This window comes from Streptomyces sp. NPDC090445 (assembly GCF_044769385.1).
Classification (GTDB): domain Bacteria; phylum Actinomycetota; class Actinomycetes; order Streptomycetales; family Streptomycetaceae; genus Streptomyces.
Genome location: NZ_JBIVXV010000001.1, coordinates 937841 through 954172 on the forward strand (window position 1 = coordinate 937841; position 16332 = coordinate 954172).

General features: G+C 71.0%; 12 protein-coding genes and 1 pseudogene. 3 read left to right on the forward strand and 10 right to left on the reverse strand.

The window, feature by feature from the left end; genetic code table 11:
* Window positions 1-260: 260 nt before the first annotated feature.
* From ACIQUT_RS04190 to ACIQUT_RS04215, 6 genes and pseudogenes are all read right to left on the reverse strand, one after another.
* Window positions 261-707, reverse strand: a complete 447-nt coding sequence (locus tag ACIQUT_RS04190; protein WP_403558982.1) for a hypothetical protein — start codon at window positions 705-707, stop codon at window positions 261-263.
* A 267-nt stretch (window positions 708-974) separates the two neighbouring features.
* Window positions 975-2312 (reverse strand): hypothetical protein, encoded by a 1338-nt coding sequence (locus tag ACIQUT_RS04195; RefSeq protein ID WP_403558985.1) that lies wholly within the window; start codon window positions 2310-2312, stop codon window positions 975-977.
* Between the two features lie 132 nt (window positions 2313-2444).
* Window positions 2445-2630, reverse strand: a pseudogene (locus tag ACIQUT_RS04200) (thioredoxin-disulfide reductase); the annotation flags it as partial.
* A gap of 895 nt (window positions 2631-3525) precedes the next feature.
* Window positions 3526-4209 carry a hypothetical protein gene (locus ACIQUT_RS04205; RefSeq protein ID WP_403558988.1) on the reverse strand — a complete coding sequence of 228 codons (684 nt, stop codon included), beginning with the start codon at window positions 4207-4209 and terminating at the stop codon, window positions 3526-3528.
* On the reverse strand, window positions 4110-4910 hold the full coding sequence (locus ACIQUT_RS04210; RefSeq protein WP_403558991.1) for a hypothetical protein: 801 nt from the start codon (window positions 4908-4910) through the stop codon (window positions 4110-4112). The genes ACIQUT_RS04205 and ACIQUT_RS04210 overlap by 100 nt, the downstream gene beginning before the upstream one ends.
* A gap of 10 nt (window positions 4911-4920) precedes the next feature.
* The gene (locus ACIQUT_RS04215) at window positions 4921-5982 is read right to left on the reverse strand and encodes an alpha/beta fold hydrolase (protein ID WP_403558994.1); all 1062 of its coding nucleotides are present in this window, start codon (window positions 5980-5982) and stop codon (window positions 4921-4923) included.
* Between the two features lie 128 nt (window positions 5983-6110).
* Between ACIQUT_RS04215 and ACIQUT_RS04220 the strand changes: the two genes are divergently transcribed.
* Both ACIQUT_RS04220 and ACIQUT_RS04225 read left to right on the forward strand, forming a co-directional pair.
* Entirely contained in the window at window positions 6111-8111 is a 2001-nt protein-coding gene (locus ACIQUT_RS04220) for a BTAD domain-containing putative transcriptional regulator (RefSeq protein ID WP_403558997.1), read from the forward strand.
* A gap of 42 nt (window positions 8112-8153) precedes the next feature.
* On the forward strand, window positions 8154-9629 hold the full coding sequence (locus tag ACIQUT_RS04225) for an FAD-dependent oxidoreductase (protein WP_403559000.1): 1476 nt from the start codon (window positions 8154-8156) through the stop codon (window positions 9627-9629).
* A gap of 85 nt (window positions 9630-9714) precedes the next feature.
* Here ACIQUT_RS04225 and ACIQUT_RS04230 read toward each other — a convergent pair whose 3' ends face one another.
* A complete protein-coding gene (locus ACIQUT_RS04230) occupies window positions 9715-11259 on the reverse strand; it encodes an FtsX-like permease family protein (protein WP_403559003.1) in 1545 nt (514 codons plus the stop codon).
* A complete protein-coding gene (locus ACIQUT_RS04235) occupies window positions 11256-11948 on the reverse strand; it encodes an ABC transporter ATP-binding protein (protein WP_403559005.1) in 693 nt (230 codons plus the stop codon). Before ACIQUT_RS04235 ends, ACIQUT_RS04230 begins: the two co-directional genes overlap by 4 nt.
* A 359-nt stretch (window positions 11949-12307) precedes the next feature.
* On the opposite strand from ACIQUT_RS04235, the gene ACIQUT_RS04240 reads away from it, so the two are divergent.
* Window positions 12308-14335, forward strand: a complete 2028-nt coding sequence (locus ACIQUT_RS04240) for an ATP-binding protein (protein ID WP_403559008.1) — start codon at window positions 12308-12310, stop codon at window positions 14333-14335.
* 101 nt (window positions 14336-14436) lie between these two features.
* Here ACIQUT_RS04240 and ACIQUT_RS04245 read toward each other — a convergent pair whose 3' ends face one another.
* Window positions 14437-15045 carry a sigma-70 family RNA polymerase sigma factor gene (locus ACIQUT_RS04245; RefSeq protein WP_403559010.1) on the reverse strand — a complete coding sequence of 203 codons (609 nt, stop codon included), beginning with the start codon at window positions 15043-15045 and terminating at the stop codon, window positions 14437-14439.
* Window positions 15042-16307: an FAD-dependent oxidoreductase gene (locus ACIQUT_RS04250; RefSeq protein ID WP_403559013.1), complete on the reverse strand. Its 1266-nt coding sequence runs from the start codon at window positions 16305-16307 to the stop codon at window positions 15042-15044. Before ACIQUT_RS04250 ends, ACIQUT_RS04245 begins: the two co-directional genes overlap by 4 nt.
* Window positions 16308-16332 lie beyond the last annotated feature (25 nt).

The following is a 16332-nucleotide window of genomic DNA, read 5'->3' on the forward strand; positions in this document are numbered from 1 at the left end:
TGCTGAATACCAGGACCGGCGTCTCGTTCCACGCGCCGATGTGGACTGCCTCGACATGGGCGGAGGCGGCCGCCAGCTGGGCGTGCGACGCGGCGGCGTTGCTGTGGTTCCCCCTTGCAGGCGATCGGGATGGCCAACGACGGCTCGCCGGGCTTCCAGAGGGCGGGTGGTGTCCCGCTACGTGACCCGGCGGTGGTCGAAGCCGAACGCTGCTCTGTATAAGCGCTGTACCGAGCAGCGGGTCTGGCGCGGCGCTGGGCTCAGGCGGCGTCGCTTGCGACGGACGGATGCCTTCGCGGGCCGAACGCGGTGTTGAAGGCGCGGCAGTGCGTCGTGGGTACGAGCAAGTACGGCGCGCCCGAGCCGGTTCGGACCGAGTTGTCGAACACGTAGTAGAGGGGCAGCCTGGTCCACGCGACGAGCTGGAGGTGCGCGTCGACCGCGGCGCTCTCGATCGCGTGGCGGTGCGTCGCCCGACTGGTCATGCTGCTCTTGCAGTCGATCATTGCGACATGGCCCTCTTTGGCGGCAAGGAGGTCGGGAGTCCACCGAAGGGAGCTGTCGGTCTTTCGGAGTGCGGCTTGAACGGGCTGGGTGAGGACTCCCTGCCCCCACGGGTTGACCGCCCATCCGCGCGCGGTCAGTTCCTGGGCGATGCGCTGCTCGTGGGCGTCCCCCACGGCTTTCCTCTGCTGAAAGCTCGGCATGACGTGAAGTGTTCCGCGGCACGCTCCCGTCAAAACGAGAGGCAGACGCAGACCGGCCAGGTAGAACGCCGCAGAAGCCGTCTCACTGCGTCCGGCTGTGTCTCACTGCGTCCGGACAACAAGGGCCGGAATTCATCCACGTCTGGCCCTCTTCGCCCACAGAGCTGTTGGCGCCCGGCAGGGCCCGGTGGCCCGTGTATCCACGCGTTGACCGTTGAGGGCTTCGGGGGGCTGTCCGGCTCCCCGAAGGCCTGACAGGAGTGGGGATCAGCGAAGGCGGAGACGGCGCAGGGCCATGACGGTGCCGTCGGGGTGGATGGAGACGGGACCGCGCCACTTGGCGTCCCAGGGCTCGGTGAGCCAGGTGTCGCGGAGGGCGTGGGCCTCGTGGCGGTACTGGTCGACCCTGCCGTCCCGGAGGTGGTCGAAGAGGTTCTCCGCCAGACCGGAGAAGGCCTCCACCCGGACGCCGTTGAGGCGGAAGACATGATCGGTGCCCACGAACTTCCTGCCGTGGATGATATGGGTGACGTCTTGGACGATGCCGGTGCCGGCGTGGGTGAACGTCTCGAAGTGGCCTTTGCCCTGGCGCTTGGTGAGGTACCGGGCGGTGGGTTCACCACCTCCGGTGAAGGCCATCAGGCCGGCGGCATCCGCCTGGGCGAGGACCCGGCCGAACCAGCCGCACTCCTCGGGACGCACGTGGTAGCCGACCGGTGGTTCCTCGTTCGGTTCGGTCGGGGCGTCGATGCCGGGCCGGATGCTGCGGTCCTCGACGGGAGGGTCGAGATGGAGGTCCTTCGCATCCGCCAGGGTGCCGTCGCCCGGAGCGTGGAGCAGGTAGAGCGTGATGCTCTCGCTCTTCTTGGGGAGCGTGGTGCCGAAGACGAAGGCCGGTGTCTCGTTGTACACGCCGATGTGGATGCCTTCCACGTCGGCGGAGGCGGTGGCCAGCTGCTTGTGGACCTGGGCGGCGTTTCCGTGTGTGCCCTTGCAGGTGACCGGGATGACCCGGGACGGCTCGCCCGGCTTCCACACTTCCAGGAAGAAGCCCGGCCGGCGCGGGGCACTGCTGCGTCCCGCTTCCCTGCCGGTCAGCTCCCAGCCGGCACGCATGGCTATCTCGGCGTCGATGACCGAGACCGCGTGCTCCGGGTACTGAGCGGCGAGTACGCGCCGGGCGAGGGCCAGGGCGAAACCGATGCCGAGCTCGCCCGACTGTGTGGCCGCGTAGTGGCGCCTGGGGTTACGGCCCTCGGTGGACAGAGCCATGTAGCGACCGTCGTTGCCGGTGAGGGCCTGGCAGTACTTCAGGCTGGCCCAGTGCTCGGCAAGTCCTCGCCCCGCGCCTTGGCGGGCGAGGACGTTGGCCCGCCCCAGAGCGTGGAGTACGTCCCAGGGAGTCAGTTGGAGCGACAGACCGAGTGACTTCACGGGCAGCGGCCGAAGCTCTGGTTTGCGGCGCAGAGGGGCCTGGTTCTTCTCCCGCTTGGCCTTGTCGTCCGCGGTCGCAGCCTTGGCGACACTGCCCGCGAGGTCCGATGTCGAGTGAACGACCGCGTTCCACGGCTGCGCGAGATCCCTCAGCACGTCTGCTCGCTTCAAGCTGCTTCCCCCTACGTTCGTACGGGTGGTACAGGCCGACGTCGCAAGCTACGTGGGGGAGCAGGGGCGCATGAAGGGCGTAAGCGCGCACATCGTCGGAGTCGGCCCCACCCTGGCACGGGGGCCAGCCAGTCAGGCGTTGACCTCCGCCATGCCAGCGTCCGTGCTGCTGTCGCACAGGGCGGCGAGGCAGCGCTCGGCGTCCAGGACCGCTGCGCAGCCTGAGCCGGCTGCGGTGATGGCTTGGCGGTGGGTGTGGTCGACGATGTCGCTGGCGGCGAAGATGCCAGGGATGTTCGTACGGGTGGAGGGGGAGGCAGGCACAGGGACCGGTCCTGCGGGCCCTTACGGTCGGCCGCTGGGGGATCGGCACATCTGCATGATGTGCCGTCAGATAAGTCAGCATCTGGTCAGCATCAGTCCCCCCACGTTCCGAAGAGGCTGGCCGATGCGAAGCCTGGTCGGCAGCATCGCAACGGCCTGGTGTACACGGAAGTGCAGGCCAGGAGCCTTCTCGTCCGAGACGATGGATTTTCCTTTTGATCTCCGACCCGACGCCTGCCGATGTAGAGTGCAGAACGCCCTTGACCTGCAGAAGCAGGCAGGGAGCCGTCTTCTAGGAGCTCACATTGCTTCGCACCATGTTCAAGTCCGACATCTGACATCTGGACGTTTCCGCAGGTCAGCGGCGTGGCAACGGGGCTTTGGTCAGCAAACAGTCAGTATCAGCCCCTTGTGTTGTTCACGGAGATGCACCCGCCGGCGGTGGCGCATGCAGCTGGCGCAGGGGCCTGGTTGGCGCCCCGTGACCGTCTCTGCCACGTGTAGCCCGACATCCTTGAGGTCTGCCCGGTCTTGCCCGCCGATGACACGGGTGCAGTCATCCACTCGATAACGCGGGTCTGGAGCAAGGCTGCGGCAACTTCCTCCCCTTCCTTCAGGGGAAGGGAGCGCTATTTCTGCGGCAGTCCGATCTCAAGGTTCCTGGCGTCGGCGGCGGTGTTTCGCTGGTCGAGAGGATCTGGGACGTGGCCGAGCCTGACGTAGGTGTGAGCCCACCCGCTGTAGCGCGCCGGCTTCCTGGCCGGGCGAAGCGGCGCACGGCCGTCCTGCGCGAGTACGAGAAGTTCAACTCCGATCGCCGCAGGGGGATTCCTCCGGTGCTGTGGCCGTTCCTCGCACCGGACCCGGACCGGTATTACCGATGGCGGGTTCAGCTGGATTGCGCTTGCATCAAGGAGCTGCTGACACCGGGTGACGGCATCCCGCCGAGCGAGAGGTCTTGATGGACGGAGACCGGGCCGTCCCACTTCGAGTCCCATCCGAGAAGGGGCCATGTCTTGCGGTGGGCGTGGACCTCGGTGTGGTACCGCTCCAGCTGCCCTTTCTCAAGATGGTGGAAGAGGTCCTTCGCGATTCCGGAGAATGCCTCGACCCGGGTCCTGTTGAGACGGAAGACGTGATCGGTGCCGACGAAGTCGATGCCGTGGAGCTGTGCGTGGGCGTCTTGGACGCTGTCGGTGGCGGCATGGATCAGGCCCGTGAAGTGGCGCTGTCCCTGCCTCTTGGTCTGGTACTGCGCGGTGGCCGTGCCATCTCCGGCGAAGGCCGTTAGGCCGGCGGCTGAGGTTCGGGCGAGGACCCGTCGAAACCACGGATAGTACTCGGTCTGGACGTGGAACCCCGGCTCGGGCGCTGGCGGTTCGTCGCCCTCGTGGGGCCGCTGGATTCCCGGGTAGATGTTCTCGTCGTCGACGGGTTGTTCGAGGTGGTTGTCGGGGGTATCCAGCGCGCTGTTCAGCCAGCCGCCGGTTCCGGCGCCTGCAAGGCGTGCACCGTGAGGGGGCCCTCGGTCGGAAGTTCCGTGCTGAAGACCAGGACCGGCGTCTGGTTCCATGCGCCGATGTGGACTGCCTCGACATGGGCGGAGGCGGACGCGAGCTGGGTGTGCGACGTGGCGGCGTTGCTGTGGTTGCCCTTGCAGGCGATGGGGATGGCCAACGACGGCTCGCCGGGCTTCCAGACCTCGGCGAAGAACTGCGGCCGGTAGCGGTAGCCGGATCGCGGCCCGGAGTCACGGCTGGTGAGAGCCCAGCCGGCCCGCAGGGCGGTGTCGGCGGGGACGATCGAGATCGAGTGATCCGGGTATCGGCGGCCGAGGAGCTGTCGGGCGAGAGTCAGGGCGAAGCCGGTGCCGAGTTCCCCGGACTGGATCGCTTTGTAGTAGTCCGCGGTCTCCCGGCCCTCTGCCGAGAGCGTCATGAAGGACTCGGTGCCGCCGGTCAGAGCCTGGCTGTACTTCAGGCATCCCCAGTGTTCCGCGAGCCCGCGGCCGGCTCCTCGCCGCGACAGGGCGATGGCCTGGCCGAGGGTGTGCAAGACGTCCCAGGGCGTGAGCTGGACTGTCCGGTCCAGCTCCTTCGTCGGTATGGGGCGGAGGGCGGGCTTGCGCCGGAGCTCTTCGAGCTCCTTCTCCTCGCGGGCCTTGTCGTCCTCGGCGGCGGCCTCATCGACCTTGCCGACCAGCCCGGTGCTGGAATGAGCGGAGATGTCGGACGGCTGGACGAGCTCCTTCAGTACGTCAGCGGCTGGCTTCAACCTGTTCCCCTTACGGCTCGCTCGGGTGTGACAGACCAACATCGCAAGCTATGCACCGGAAGAGGGGCGCGCACAGGGCGTATGCACGCACGGCGCTACGTCGCGGGGCCTGCTGCTGAGAGAGCGAGCCATGGTCAACAGGCGCTGAACGGCTACCAGTTGCCGTAATGGGCGACTGGCCGTTCAGCGCGCCAGAAGGGTCCGGAGCGCCTCGGCGATCTCGGCGGGGGCCTCCTCGGCCATGAAGTGGCCGCAGGTGACGGTCCTGTGCTGAAGGTCGGTGGCCCAGGCGCGCCACAGGGCGGCCGCGTCGAAGCCGAGGGCGGCGCCCCAGTCTTGCTGGAGTACGGTGACGGGCATCTTCAGCTGATGCCCGGCCGCCCGGTCCACCCGGTCGTGTTCCACGTCGATCCCCGCGGACGCGCGGTAGTCGGCCACGATCGAGACAACGGCCTTCCGGCAGGCGGCCAGGTACGCATCGCGCACATCGGCGGGGATCGCCTGCGGGTCGTTGGTCCACGTGTCGAGGAAGTGCCCGAAGAACGCGTCCGGACTGGCCGAGATCATCTGCTCGGGCAGGCCGGGGGGGCTGTGCCATCAGGTAGAGGTGGAAGCCGACGGCCGCCGTGACGCCGTGCATGACGTCCCACATGTCCAGGGTGGGCAGCACGTCGAGGGCGGCGAGATGACTGATCCTGTCAGGGTGATCGAGTCCGGCACGGAAGGCCACCAGGGCGCCGCGGTCATGCCCGGCCAGGGCGAAACGCTCGTGGCCCAGGGCTTCGGCCACCACCACGACGTCGGCTGCCATCGTGCGCTTGGAGTAGATCGAGGCATCGGTTTCGGCGGGCTTGTCGCTGTCGCCGTAACCGCGCAGGTCGGGGCAGATCACGGTGTGGTCGGTGGCGAGGTCGGCGGCCACGTGCCGCCACATCAGATGGGTCTGCGGGAAACCGTGCAGCAGCACGATCGGGGTGCCCGAGCCGGCGACGGCCACGTTGAGTCGGACACCGTCCGCTACGGGGATCCGGTGATGGTCGAAGGTGACGGGGGTGACGGGAGTGGGCGTCATGAGCCGGCTTCTTTCGTGTGGACGAGCAGGTGTTCCTACCCTGGCAGCGGTGGATGAGCACTGAATGAGCACGGCGTGCGCGCGCTGTAGCGTGGCTCCAGAGCGTGAGAGAAAGGCCGGTCAGGGGCGTGGACGTCAGCTTCGGGGTGCTCGGGCCGGTGACGGCCTGGGACGACGGCGGCGGCCCGATCGCCTTGAAGGGGCCTCGGCACCGCGCGGTGCTGGCCCGGTTGATCGTCGCCCGGGGGCGCGTCGTACCCGTGAACCGCCTGGTCGAGGACCTGTGGGCAGAGCCCCCCACAGGCGCGGTCGGGGCCGTGCGCACCTTCGTGGCGGCGCTGCGGCGAGCTCTGGAACCGCAGCGCCGACCCCGCACGCCGTCGCGGCTGCTCGTCACCGAGGGGCCGGGGTACGCGCTGCACGCCGCGGACGGTCCCGCCGGCAGCGCCGTCGACGCCTGGCGTTTCGAACGCGCGGTGGCCGCTGCCGGCGCCCTGCCGCCCGCGCGGGCTCTCTCCACCCTGGAGGAGGCCCTGGGGCGTTGGCGCGGTCCCGCCTATGCCGACTTCGCCGAGGAATCATGGGCCCGCACGGAACGCTCCCGCCTCACCGGGCTGCGGCTGCACGCTGTGGAACGACGGGCCGAAGCCCGCCTGGCACTCGGCCGGGCCGCGGAGGCGGCCGCGGACCTGGAGGCGCACGCCGCCGAACATCCGTGGCGTGAGGACGCCTGGCGGCTCCTGGCCCTCGCGCTGTACCGCACCGGCCGCCAGGGCGACGCGCTCGCCGTGCTCCGCAGGGCGCGAGCGCTCCTCGTCGACCAGCTGGGGGTCGATCCCGGCCCCGCCCTGCGCCGCCTCGAAGCCGACGTCCTGGCCCAGGCCCCTCGGCTCGATCCGGAAACCGGACCCGGTACCTCGGCCGACCGGGTGTGGGCGGAGGCCGCAGCCGACTACGACCGTACCCTCGCCTCCGGCGCCCGCGCCCGGCTGGAGTCGACGGTGGGCCTGCTCCGCAACCTCGCCGTCACGGGAGGCGCCGGTCTGGAGGTGGCACGCCGGCACCGCTCGGCCACCATCCTGGCGGCCGAGGAACTGGGGGACCCGGAGCTGACCGCCCGGGTGATCGGCGCGTACGACGTCCCGGCGATCTGGACGCGTGCCGACGACCCGGACCACGCGGCGGGTGTCGTGGCCGCGGCGGAGCGCACCTTGAAGATCCTCCGGCCGGACGGTCACGAAGCCGCGCGAGCCCGGCTCCTGGCCACGATCGCCCTGGAGTCACGCGAGACGCGCTCCGCACGAGGACTCCAGGCGGCCCGTCAGGCCGAAGAGATCGCCCGCGAACTGGACGACCCCGCGCTCCTGGCATTCGCCCTCAACGGTGTGTTCATGCAGACCTTCCACCGGGCGGGACTGGCACCACGCCGAGACGGGATCGGCGCGGAGCTGATCGCCCTGGCCACGCGACACGGGCTGGTCACCTACGAAGTGCTGGGTCATCTGATGCGACTTCAGGCACGCAGCGCCCTCGCCGACTTCGCCGGAGCCGACCGGCACGCCGCTGCGGTGGACCGCCTCGCCGAGCGCAACGAACTGCCGCTGGCGGGTGTGTTCACCCAGTGGTACGGGGCCCTGCGCGTCGCGGCGACCGGCCGTGCGCCGGAGGCGGAGGCGGCCTTCCGGAAGGCCGCGGCCGGGCTCCGAGGCGCCGGCATGCCCGGCGTCGAACGCGGACTGCTGCCCCTGGCCCTGCTGTGCCTGCGCGTGCGGCACGGGCAGCCCGCCCGGCCCGACCAGACCGCCGAGGACACCGACTGGGGCCCCCACGAGCCGTGGACCACCCCTCTGGTCCTCATCGCGCAGGGACGCCACACCGAGGTCCCGGCCCTGCTGCACCGGCTGCCCGACCCGCCTCCCGGTCTCTTGTACGAGGCTCTGTGGTGTCTTGCGGCGCGCGCGGCGATCTCCGTGTCCGATCGCAGGACGATGGAACGCGCTTACTCCGCGCTCACACCCGCGGCGGCGGAGCTGGCCGGCGCCGGAAGCGGTCTGCTCACCGCGGGTCCCGTCGCCGCGTACCTCGACGACCTCGCCACCGCTCTGGGGCGTCCGATCGCGCGTCGCTGAAACGGGCACGCGCGGGAACCGAGCAGGAAAGTGACCTGGAAGGTGAGCACTCGTCCGACGGAAAGTGAGGCAACTTCCCAGACACAAGGAGTTCCAGTGGCCAACGTAGTGATCATCGGAGCAGGCCCCGTCGGCCTCACCGCCGCGATGCTGCTCGCGGCGGACGGGCACCGCATCACCGTCCTCGACCGGGATCCCGCCGCCGCGCGAACCGAGCAGGCGGCGGCCGGCGGCGACTGGCGGCGGCCGGGCGTCAAGCAGTTCGGGCAGACGCACATCCTCATGCCGGGGGGCTTCCGCCTGCTGGAGAGGGAACTGCCGGGCGCCGTCCAGCGGATACGCGCGGCAGGCGGCAACACGTACAACATGATCACCGGGGCCTGGGGAGTGGGTCGTACCGGTCCGCGGCGGGCTGGGGACGAGCGCTTCGAGACCGTCACGGCCCGGCGCCCGGTGCTGGAGGCCGCGTTGCTCGCCACCGCGGCCGAGACGCCCGGGGTGCGCGTCCTGAGCGGCGCCAGGGTGGTGTCCCTGCTGGTCGGAGAGTCCCGTACGTCGGGCCGCCCGCACATCGCCGGGGTGAGGACCGAGGCCGGGGACCGCTTCGAGGCGGACCTCGTCGTCGACGCGTCCGGACGGCGCACCGAGGTTCCCGACCTGCTGGCGCAGGTGGGCGCCGTTCCTGAGGTACTGCGCGAGGAAGCGGGATTCCGTTACTACACGCGCTACTTCCGCGCCGACGAGCGGGGTGTGCCGGCCGCCCGGTCCTGGCCGCTGACCCACCACGACAGCCTCTCCATCGTCACCGCTCCGGGAGACGGCGACACCTGGTCGACCACCCTGGTCACCTCCGACCGCGACCAGGAACTGCGCTCCCTGAGCCGCCCGGAGGTGTGGAACCGGGTCCTCGCCCTGTATCCCCACGCCGCCCACTGGAACGACGGCATCGCGCTGACCGAAGTCAACGTCCTGGGTGGAACCCACAACACCCGGCGTCGCCTCGTCGTCGACGGGACCCCCGTCGCCACCGGAATCGTGGCCGTCGGTGACGCGCGGATGACCACCAACCCCCAGTTCGGCGCGGGCATGACCACCGGCATGCGGCACGCGGCGCTGCTGCGCGAGGTGTTGCGGATGCTCGGCACGGACGACGCGGTCGAACTCTCCCTGCGCGTCGACCGGGAGATCGAGGATACGTACGGGCCGTTGTGGCAGGACGACGCCGATTGGAACCGGCACCGGGTCGCCGAGATCGATGCCGAGATCCGCGGCGAGCACTACCGCACCGACGACCCGGTATGGGCGCTGCGCGCAGCGGTGGAGGCCGTCCTCCTGGAGGACGCCGACATCCTGCGTGCCTGGGCCGACGTCGGTTCCCTGCTCGCCTCCGCCGAGGAGGCCGTCGTCAAGGAGGGCCTGGTGGAGCGGATCATGACGCTCGGCGCCGACGCTCCCCGCTACGGGGAGGCGGGACCGGTCAGGGAGGAACTCCTCGCCGCGGCGAACGAGGGCGAGTGAGCCCTCGTTCGCGCCTGCCCGGCCTCGTGCGTTCGAGGCCGGGCCCGGACCGTTCCCGCTCACACCGGCCACGGGGCCGCTCGGTTCAGGCGCTGCGCAACTCGCCGGCCCGTGTGCTCGTGCGGAGGAACAGCAGGGCGACCAGCGTGACGACCACGGTCGCCGCGAGTGCCGTGCCGGCGAGCAGCGCCACCTGGTCCCATGGAGTGTGCACGCTGACGGGTACCTTCTCCGCGCTGACCCGGACGCTGTGCGCCAGGGAGTACGCCCCGTCCTCGCACGCGGCGGCGCCGTCACCCGGCAGCGGTACGCAACGCCAGGTCTCCATGGTCATGGAGTCGGCGGGTGCGGGGACGGCGAAGCGGGGCAGCAGCACACCGGCCAGCACCGCGAGCCCCACGGCAGGGGTTACCGGGGCGAGCGTCTGCCAGCCGATCATGCGGGCCAGTACGCCCCGGGGCGTACCGGTGGCGATCAGCGAGGCGAGCGCTCGCCGCTGGGCGAGGACGGTGTCGGCGAGGGCCACCAGGAGTCCCGCGGCTGCGATCACCAGGGCCACCAGTGACGCGTACCCCACGAGTTCGTACGCCCGCTCGTACAGCCCCGTGCCGGCAGGTCGGTACGGCTCGCCGACCAGTGCGGCGAAGCGGCGGGTGTTCTCCTGCTGTGCCGAGACGGACGCCACCGTGAGCGCGGCGAGACCGGCCGCGGCCGAACCGATGACCAGGGCGACCAGCATGGCGGAGAAGGTGCGGCTGCCCGACCAGGGGTCCGCCATCATGCGGCGGCCTGCCAGCAGCCCCGCGGGCCCCCGCGCATGGCGCTGGAGGAGACGGCCGATGGTGTGGGTGATCCAGCCCGTGCCCGTGACGACGCCGATGCCGACGGCGAGCACGCCGATGAGCACCAGCCCGCCCGTGACCAGCGACGGCACGTCGCCGGCCCGCGGGTGGCGGGTGAAGTACACGTGGACGGGCGCGACCAGAGCGCACGCGCCGAGCCCGACCACGATGAGCACGCCGGGCGTGGGGCGGGGGCGGGCGCGCCGCGTGCGGCGGACGACACCGAACGGGGTGAGGGCCGCCCTGCGCAGGGTGAGGACCGTCAACGCGGCGACGGCCAGCGGCACTCCGAGGACGATCCCGGCCGTGGCGGCGGCGTGTGGCAGCACATCCGTGGGCAGCGAGCGGCGGCCCTGGGAATCGGGGGCGTCGAGCAGAGCGCGTGCGACGAGGAACACTGCGAAGCCCGCCAGGACCCCGGGAACGGACGCGAGCCCCGTCTCCACCGACACGACGCGAACAACCTGCCGGGGTGTCGCCCCCGCCATCCTGATCGCGGCCAGCCGCTGCTCGCGGGCGGGCGCTCCCAGCCGGCTGCACTGGGCGACCAGCGTCAACGCCGGTACGGACAGCAGCAGCATCGCCAGGGAGACCCCCGGACGCAGTCCGCTCTCGTTGAGCAGGTCGTTGGTGTAGCGCACCGCCCGGGAGGGCGGTACCGCGATCACCGTGGCGGCGCAGAGCAGCGCGACCGTGCACAAAGCCGCACTGATTGCGGTCAGCGCGATGCGCACGCGGTCCGATCGGCTGCCCGCCAGCGAAAGGCGCAGCGTGGTCAGCGGGCTCATCGGGCGGCCTTCGCCACGGCAGATCCGAGGTGCTCGCCGTCCACCATGCCGTCGCGCAGCCGGATCTCGCGATCCGCGTGGGCCGCGACGGTCGCGTCGTGGGTGACCAGCACCACGCTGGTGCCCTGCGTACGGGCCGCGCGGACCATCAGCCCCATCACCCGCTCCCCGGAGAGGGTGTCCAGCGCACCGGTGGGTTCGTCGGCGAAGAGCACCTTGGGGCCCGATACCAGGGCGCGGGCGAGTGCCACCCGCTGCTGTTGGCCGCCGGACATCTCCCCGGGCAGCTGCTGTGCCAGCTCGGGTACGCCGAGCCGGTCGAGCCACTCGACGGCCTGCGCGGTGGCCTGTCGTCGGCCGGATCCGCCGAGCAGGAGCGGCAGGGCGACGTTCTCCACCGCGGGCAGTTCCGCCACGAGCTGACCGAACTGGAACAGCACCCCGAAGTCGGTGCGCCGCAGCAGCGATCGCTTCGCCTCGCTCAGGTCGTCGATGCGGGCACCGTGATGGCGGACCTCGCCGCCGTCGGGGCGCAGGATGCCGGCCATGACGTGCAGGAGGGTCGACTTGCCGCAGCCGCTGGGCCCGGTGACGGCGACGATCTCCCCCTGCTCCACGGTGAGCGAGACGCCTCGCAGGGCCGGACTCGGTCCGTACGACTTCGTCACGGTGTGTGTTTCGATCACCATCGAGGCACCCTTCAGGCACAGTTCGGCGACGCGGCCCATGGAGGTCCGCGTCCACCGTGGGTCGGTGTCCGGCTCCGGGCCCCGGGGGAAGGGCACCGGAGCCGGCAGCCGGGCGAGGAGGGGCCTTGCCCGGCGCACGTTCTACGGGCAGGGGCGGCGCCCGGTTCAGCCGAGTGGTGGCGGCGTCCTACGCCGCCCTCCTACGCCGCCCTCCTACGCCGCCGCCAGGTCGCGGGCGGTGCTCCGATCCGGTGTCCGGCCGGCCCGGGGTGGCCGGAGTCTGACCTCCTGCGCGCCGGGCCCTGCTACTCGGCGGTAGCTTTAAGGGGTGCGGGTTGGGTGAGGGGGAGCGTGTGGGTATGAGCGGGCGCGGCGGGCTGGGGGAAGCGCTGGAGGCTGCGCGGGACCGGGGGTTCGTGGGCCGGGCCGCGGAAGTGGCCTTGTTCCGGGCCGCGTTGGCGGCGGAGCGGGGGGCGTGTCCGGTGCAGTTCCTGCACGGGCCCGGCGGGATAGGCAAGTCGACCCTCCTCCGTCGGCTGGCGAGCGAGGCGCGGCGCGCGGGACGCCGGGTGGTGGAGGTGGACGGCCGGACGGTGGTACCGACGCCCCAGGGCTTCGCCGAGGCCGTGGGGGAGTTGGGCGGCGATGACGGGTTGGTGTTGCTGGTGGACACCTTCGAACGCTGTCAGGGGCTGGAGAGCTGGCTGTGCGAGCAGTTCCTGCTGGACCTGCCGGTGGGCAGCGTGGTGGTGATCGCCGGGCGTCGGGCGCCGGACGCGCGCTGGACCTCGGACCCGGGATGGGCGGACCTGCTGCGGGTCACGGCCCTGCGGAACCTGCCTCCCGAGGACGCCGCCCGGCTGCTGAGCGCACGTGGCCTGCGGCCGGAGGCGCACCGGGCGGTGCTGGCGTTCACCGGGGGCAATCCGCTGGCGCTGACGCTGGCGGCGGCCGTCGCGGCCACGGAGGAGAAGGTCAGGGACGGCTGGAAGCCGAGTCAGGACGTGATCTCCACCTTGCTGTCGGAGTTGTTGGGCGACATTCCCGGTCCCGCGTACCGCAGGGCCTTGGAGATCTGCGCGCATACGCACGTCACCTCGGAGTCGCTGCTTCGCGTCCTGATGGGTGACCAGGCGCCCGAGCTGTTCGCCTGGCTGCGCCGGCAGCCCTTCATCGAGTCGACCGAGGCCGGGCTCTTCCCGCACGACGTGGTCCGTGAAGCGCTCGAAGCGGATCTGCGCTGGCGGGATCCCGAGGGGTTCGCCGACATGCACCGGACGGTGCACCGGCACCTCGTCGAGCGCGTCCGCACCGTGGCGGAAGCACAACTCCTCCCGGCCACCAGCGACCTCCTCTTCCTCTACCGCAGGGAAGCCGCGGTGAACTTCCACAAATGGCGTACCGGTGACCACGTCAAGGACGAACCGTACGCCGCGGCGGACCGAGACCGTGTGCTCCAGCTGGCCGAGACCGCGGAGGGCGGGGAATCCGCGGACATCTGCCGGTTCTGGCTCGATCACCGGCCCGAGGCGTTTCGCGTCTACCGCTCCATGCAGACCGGGGAGGTCGTCGCGTTCTTCGCCTGGCTGCGACTACGAGAGCCGCTGGGCACCGACATCGACCCGATCGTCGACGCGGCCTGGACGCACGTACGGGCGACGGCGCCCCTCCGGCCCGGGGACCACATGGCCCTCGCCCGCTTCCACGTCCATCCACCGCGGTACCAGCGCACCTCGGCGCCGATGGACCTGATGCACTGGCGCGGGCTCGGCGAGATCTTCCGGGCCGACCGGCTGGGCTGGACGTTCGTCGTCAAGCGTGACGACGGGCACTGGGACGACTACATGCGCCACTTCGCCATGCCGCCCCTCGACCCGCGGCCTCGCGTCGGCCGGCACGACCACGTCCTGTTCGGCCACGACTGGCGGGCGCAGCCCGTCGGCCCATGGCTGGAGGAGAGGTCGAACACGATCCTGTCCCGCAGCCCGGAACCCCCCACACCGTCCCACGGCGGTGCACACGAGAGGCTCGTGGTGCTCTCCAAGCCGGAGTTCGACACCGCGGTCCGCGACGCCCTGCGCGCCCTCCGGCGTCCCGACACGCTCGCAGGTAATCCCCTCAACCACAGCCGGGTGGTCACCGAAAGCGCCAAGACCCTCCCGGAGCTGCTCGTCGGTGCCATCGGCATGCTGCGCGAAGGGCGCTCCGGCGACAAACACCACCGCGCCCTCACCACGACCTACCTTTCGGGCGTCCCGACCCAGGAAGCGGCCGCCGAACGCCTCGGACTCCCCTTCAGTACCTACCGCAGGCACCTCACCAGTGGGGTCGACCGCCTCAGTGACATCCTCTGGCGTGGCGAACTGGGCGGAGGCGGCCTCTCGTGAACCGATCGCGCCTGGTCAGCGGGTTCCCGCGGCGCGGTCCGCGACCAACGGAACGGTCGGCTCGGGCAGGCCACTTCGGCCTGGAGCTCGCGCATGACCGGTCACGGGCGGACGACTCCATGTGCGTGGAGGATGTCGCGCAGGGCGCGCAGGGCGTAGTAGCTGCGTGACTTGACCGTTCCCGGAGGGATGCCGAGGACGTCGGCGGCTTCGGAGACGGAGTGGCCGCGGAAGTACACGAGGGTGATCACGTCTCGGTGGGTGGGGGGCAACCGGTTGAGGGCGTCGAGGACGATCTGGCCGGTGAGGATGTGTTCCACCGCGTCGTCGACGGAGAGGTCGAGGTCATCGACGGTCTGGACTTCCACCGGTCGTACCAGCCGGGCACGGTGGTGGTCGATGGCGAGGTTGCGTACGACCGTGAACAGCCAGGGGCGGACGGAGACGGGGTCGGCGGTGGCGGGGGCGAAGTGTTTCCACGCGCGGGCCGTGGCCTCCTGGAGGACGTCTTCGGCTTTGTGCCAGTCGCCGCCCAGGAGGCGGGCCGCGTAGCGCAGCAGGTGCGTGGCGTGGTGATGGTAGACGGCGCGTACGAATTCCTCGCAGTCGTCGGACCGCGGAGGCACGGCACGCGCGCGGGCGCTCGCATGCTCACGCGCACTGGTACCGGCACCGGCTATCACGGTTCCGGCTTCCGAGGTCCGCCTCATGCGCTGACACCCTTGGCTCGATCCGTGGACCGGTCGTGTGCGAGCAGCTCGACGAGCTCGGCGCGGGACGGGCCCGTCCGGGTGCAGGCCGCGGCCTCGGCGGCCATGGCGGAGAACCGGACCGGCAGGTCGCGGGCGAGCGCGGCCGCTGTCGCGTCCAGTCCGGTCGGCGCCCGATCAGGAGCCTCCGCCACGGGCGGGGGATGCGCGCAGGAGCCGCTCGCTCCCGACTGCAGGTCTTCCTCCCAGTCGGTGATCCGATGGTGGAGCGGGGACAGGAGGCCTTCGGTGAGGACGTCGAAGTGGACGGCGGCCTCCTCGGCACCGCCCTGTCGCAAGGCGTTCCGCAGCAGGACGGCATGCAGCAATCCGATTGACGGCCCCAGACCGAGCAGGGGATTGGTCGCCGACCACGCGTCGCCGACGCTCGCCGTGCCGGTCGCCACCGGCCGGCCGTCGACGACGAACCGTCGGTAGCTGCTCTCCAGGCGGGGAGTGACCCAGACGCCGGGGCGGGGGGTGCCGGTGAGGGGCGGCAGCAGGGGCCCGTAGAGCGCTGCCGCCCTGCTCCACGCGGTCGGTCCGGCGAGAGGGTACAGCTGGGTGTCCTCGTCGCTGGTGCACAGGGTCATCGACCAGCTGCCCCGGCCCGCCGATGACACTTCGACCGCGATGCCGTCGAAGTGGTGGAGAGACCATCTCGCCCGCCCGGTACGGGCCTTCGGCACGGCGAAACGGCGTGTGTAGAGGCGGAAGCCGACGTCCTGGTGTTCTTCCAGGGGCCGGGGAGCACCCACTTCGCCCAGCAGTTTGACCATCTGCGAGTCACGCCCGGCCGCGTCGACCATCAGGTCGGCGAGAACGGCCTTGCCGGAGTCCGTCAGAACCCCCTGAACGTGCGGTCTGCCGGCGAGGCGCTCCTTTCCGGTCAGCAGCGCGGCGACGCGTACTCCCCGTTCGATCCTGATCCCCTCGGTCCGCGACAACTCCTCGTCCAGAGCCCGGGAGACGAGGGCTCGGTGTACGAGGAAACGCGTGCCGTCTTCAGCGACGGCGCCCGCCGCGGCGAGTCGCCGGGCGACGCCGGGCAGCTCCCCCGACACCAGGTCCACGGCCTGGGGGAGCAGCGCGAGGGGCGGTCCCCCGGCATCGGGCCCGGGGCCGGGACGGGGGTCGACCACCGTCACCTGATGTCCCTCGCTCGCCAGCAGCAGGGCGACCACCGCGCCCACCGCGTCCGCACCGCACACCACAACATGCATTCCTCAGCCCTCCGCCGAATCCGAC